Below are 3914 nucleotides of genomic sequence, written 5' to 3' on the forward strand. Positions count from 1 at the left end.
GGCGTCCATCCAGCTCTGGCCCCACTGGCCGAGGCCGGCGGAGAGGCCGTCGCCCACGGCGGCCTGCAGGGTGCTGTCGTAGAGCGCCTTGACGTCGGCGTTCTGGTCGAGCGGGATGACCGTCTCGGTGCCCGTCGTCGACGAGTAGGGGTTCGCCAGATGCTGGACGCGCGCGTTCATGACGGCGCCCGCGGAGTCGAACCAGCCGACGTTCGGGGTGGCGGCGTGGAACTGCTTGCCGACCTCGAAGTAGTGGTTCCAGTCGCCGTCGAGGAGCTTCTTGACCTCATCGCGGTCGGAGGGCAGCCCGGCGGCCTCGAAGAGGTCCTTGCGGTAGCAGGTGGCCTCGGGGCCGATGTCGGTGGCGGCACCGATGAGCTTGCCGTCGACGGTGGCCTGGGCCTCGACCCAGTCGAGCCAGCGGCCCTTGACGTCGGCGTTGGAGAGATCGGCGAACTGGTCGGCCAGCGGCTTCAGCTCGGGGAGCCAGTCGCCGTCCACGGCCTGGATGTCGGGGAGGCCCGAGCCGCCGGCAGCGAGACGCGTCGTGAGGTTGTCGTGGGCCTCGGAGCTCTGGCCCGCCTTCTGGTGGGTGATCTTGACGCCGGGGTGCGAGGCCTCGTACTCGGCGAACATCTCGTCGGTGTAGCCGAACTCGTTGAACGTAGCGACGGTGAGTTCGATATCGCCACCGGCAGCAGTGCCGGAGCCGGAAGCAGAGGTGGCGGGGGTCGATGTGGACGTGCAGGCCGTCAGGGCGAGTGCCAAGCCGACTGCTGCCGCGGCCACGCTCTTCAGGGTGCGTGTGCGCATGAGTTGGGACTCCTTTGTCGTGCCCGGGCGGATGCTCGGACCGGTGGTCGGTGGGGGACGCTCGAACCTGAGGATGAGAGCGCTCTCACTTGCGGGTCATCTTTGTGAGAGCGCTCTCACCGTGTCAAGGGTTCCGGGCGTTTCGGTCGGATCGTTATCGTTCGGTGATGATCAGCATCGAGCGGGCGACCCAACTGGCCGACGCGAGGCGTCGCCTCCGGATCGATTGGGAGCCCGTCGCCGGCGACCGCTTCGTCATGCCGAACACCGAAGTGGATGGCGTCTTCGTCGTCGCGGAGATGACCATCGAGATCGCCGAGCTGGCCAGCGGACGACTCATCCGGTTCAACGGCACCACCGAGTGGGCGCTCGACAGCATCCCGGCGTCCGAGGTGCTGTGGCTGCCGCGAGAGTCGCAGCTTCGTGCATCATTGGGCGCCGCGTTCGCCCGTCTCGAGAGGCTCCCGGACGCCCCCGGTGGCTGGGCGGTGGTCCTCACCGATGGCTCGCGTCACGTGGACGTCGACGCCGAGGACGCCTACGCCCGCGCCCTGGCGTCCCACTGGTCGGGGTGAGGCCCTCGCCGCTTCGCCGGCCGTCGTGGAGCGCCGCGCGTTGGACTCGAGGTGTCCCGTGTGCAGCCCCGCGCTGCACAACCAGTGCCAGGGCACGCCTTTCGCAGCACGCACCCGCACACGCCTCGCGCGATCGGCCTCCCGCGCCCGCCAAGTCGTCCGTGGCCACGCTGTGGAGTGGCTCAATCGCGCCGGAGGCGTCCTGAGCAGGAGGGAGCCACGCCGTGGAGTGGCTTAGGTACGCGGGAGGTGTCTTGGACGGGCGAACCACGCCGTGGAGTGGGTTCCGTACGCCCGGGCCGCCGCGGGGTGATGCCGCTGGTCGAGCTTGTCGAGATCAAGGCGTCCCGTGTGCTGTTGCGTGCTGCGAAACCGGTGCCAGGGGACGCCTTTCGTCGCGCAGATCTGCACGCGCCTTCGTGAAAAGCCTTCCGCACGCGCCAGGCAGTTCCTAACCACGCCATGGAGTGTTTAGGCACCCCAGAGGGGTCCCGAACGCGTGCAGGCCACGCCATGGAGTGGCTCTGGTACGCGTGAGGCGTCCTGGATGCACGGGGAGCGGAGGACTGGTGCACCAGGCCTCATCCGCGGTCGGGGAAATGCGGGCGCCAGTCGTCGCCCAGCACGGGGACGGGCAGGCCGCGTTGCTGCAGCATGGCGACGGGGCGGCCGAGGGTGTCGGCGGGGTTCTTGTGGATCTCCTCGGCCCCGACGACCAGGAGCCGCCACCCCACCAGCTCGGTGTGCGGGTCGAGCGGTGGACGACGGGGCCGTCCTTGCGCGACCGATGCCGCTTCCCCGCGCGCGCTCGCGTGCAGTGCGGGGTCGTCGGGCACGATCCCGCCGTAGGGGCGGACCGCCGAGTGGTGCGACACGCACGCCCCCGCGACCGAGCCGGCAAGCGCTTCTCGCGCGGGCGTCCAGGGGTCGCCGGCGTGCGCAGTAGCGATGTGCACGCCCGCGAGGAGGCGTCGGTAGCGTGGTGAGGTCGGACCTCGCCGGGTGAGTCCATGGGCGCGGGCTCCACGGGCTCGACCGCGGGTGGGCCTCGACAGGCTCGACCATCGGTCTCGGCAGGCGCGAACGGCGGGGTCCGAGGGTCAGCGCATCTGGTCCAGCATGCGTGCGGCTTCGTGAAGGTAGGCATCCCGCTCGAGGGAGGGGTCCAGGGTGCGCTGGGCCAACAAGCCCATGGCTTGGCCCACCGCCACCTGCGCGAGCGGCAGTGCGCGGGCGGACGCCTCGGCTTCCGTCGCACCGTTCTCGAGCAGCCACGCGGCGATGAACTCCACGGGGACGTTGCGCACGGCCACCATGAGGCCGTGCAGCATGGCGTTGAGTTCGGGGTCGGTGGACGACCCGGCCCACAGCTGCACGATCAGCGCCGAGTCGATGTGTCCCCCCAGGACCGCCTCGGACACCTCGCGGAACAGCAGCCCGGGGGAGAGCGGCCCACTGCGCGGTCGCGTCAGGATCGTCGTGATCGGCTCCGCTATAGCGTGCTGCGCGACCGCCAGGACGATGTCGTTCTTGTTCTTGAAGTGGTGGTAGATCGTGCCGGCGGAGGCGCCCGAGGCGTCGATGATCGCCTTGATGGACGCCGCATGGACGCCCTTGCCGCGGATCAGTGCCGCGGCCGCAGCGATGATGTCATCGCGCTTGGAGGTCGTTCTGGGCACCCCTTCCCCTTTCCATATCCACACACTACTCTGCGTAGTACTAGAACGATCATTCGGTTACGGAGGCGTTAACCATGGGCGACGAGCTGGCGCTGGGGCTCGACATCGGGTCGACCACCGTGAAAGCCGTCGTCCTGGACGCCGACCGCACCCTGTACTCCGATTACCGCCGCCACCACGCCGACGTCCGCGGCGAGCTCCGCACCCTGGTCGGTGAGATCGCCGACACGTTCGGCGGCCGGCCCATGCGCGTCGCCGTCACCGGTTCGGGCGGCTTGAGTGTGGCCCAACTGATGGGCGTCGCCTTCGTCCAGGAGGTCGTGGCCGCCACCGAGGCCGTGGAGCGCCGCCACCCCGAGGCCGACGTCGTCATCGAGCTCGGCGGCGAGGACGCCAAGATCACCTATCTCAAACCCACCCCCGAGCAGCGCATGAACGGGACCTGCGCGGGCGGCACGGGCGCGTTCATCGACCAGATGGCGACGCTGCTCCACACGGACGCCCCCGGCCTCAACGAACTCGCGGCCAACCACGAGAACATCTACCCGATCGCCAGCCGCTGCGGCGTGTTCGCCAAGACCGACCTCCAGCCCCTCATCAACCAGGGCGCCGCCCACACCGACCTGGCGGCGTCGGTGTTCCAGGCGGTCGCCACGCAGACGATCGCCGGGCTCGCGTGCGGGCGTCCGATCAAGGGCAACCTGCTCTTCCTCGGCGGCCCGCTGCACTTCCTGCCCGAGCTGCGCAAGGCGTACGAGCGGTCGCTCGCCGGCTCCGTCGCCACCTTCACCACCCCGCCGGACGCCCAGCTCTACGTCGCCCTCGGCGCCGCCATGCTCGCCGCCGG

5 protein-coding genes are annotated in these 3914 nt (G+C 69.9%); 2 read left to right on the forward strand and 3 right to left on the reverse strand.

What is annotated here, in order from left to right; genetic code table 11:
• The coding region (locus Q1K57_RS12930) for an ABC transporter substrate-binding protein (RefSeq protein WP_300083323.1) at positions 1-813 on the reverse strand (813 nt) is incomplete at its 3' end.
• A gap of 167 nt (positions 814-980) precedes the next feature.
• Between Q1K57_RS12930 and Q1K57_RS12935 the strand changes: the two genes are divergently transcribed.
• A complete protein-coding gene (locus tag Q1K57_RS12935; protein WP_300083324.1) occupies positions 981-1388 on the forward strand; it encodes a pilus assembly protein CpaE in 408 nt (135 codons plus the stop codon).
• Positions 1389-1969: 581 nt separating this feature from the next.
• On the opposite strand, the gene Q1K57_RS12940 is transcribed toward Q1K57_RS12935, so the two are convergent.
• Together Q1K57_RS12940 and Q1K57_RS12945 are read right to left on the reverse strand one after the other, a co-directional pair.
• The gene (locus Q1K57_RS12940; RefSeq protein ID WP_300083325.1) at positions 1970-2344 is read right to left on the reverse strand and encodes a hypothetical protein; all 375 of its coding nucleotides are present in this window, start codon (positions 2342-2344) and stop codon (positions 1970-1972) included.
• Between the two features lie 144 nt (positions 2345-2488).
• Positions 2489-3067 carry a TetR/AcrR family transcriptional regulator gene (locus Q1K57_RS12945; protein ID WP_300083326.1) on the reverse strand — a complete coding sequence of 193 codons (579 nt, stop codon included), beginning with the start codon at positions 3065-3067 and terminating at the stop codon, positions 2489-2491.
• 74 nt (positions 3068-3141) lie between these two features.
• Between Q1K57_RS12945 and Q1K57_RS12950 the strand changes: the two genes are divergently transcribed.
• Positions 3142-3914 (forward strand): BadF/BadG/BcrA/BcrD ATPase family protein (locus Q1K57_RS12950; protein WP_300083327.1); only part of this gene is annotated, 773 nt, incomplete at its 3' end.

Source organism: Propioniciclava sp., from assembly GCF_029977985.1.
Classification (GTDB): Bacteria; Actinomycetota; Actinomycetes; order Propionibacteriales; family Propionibacteriaceae; genus Propioniciclava.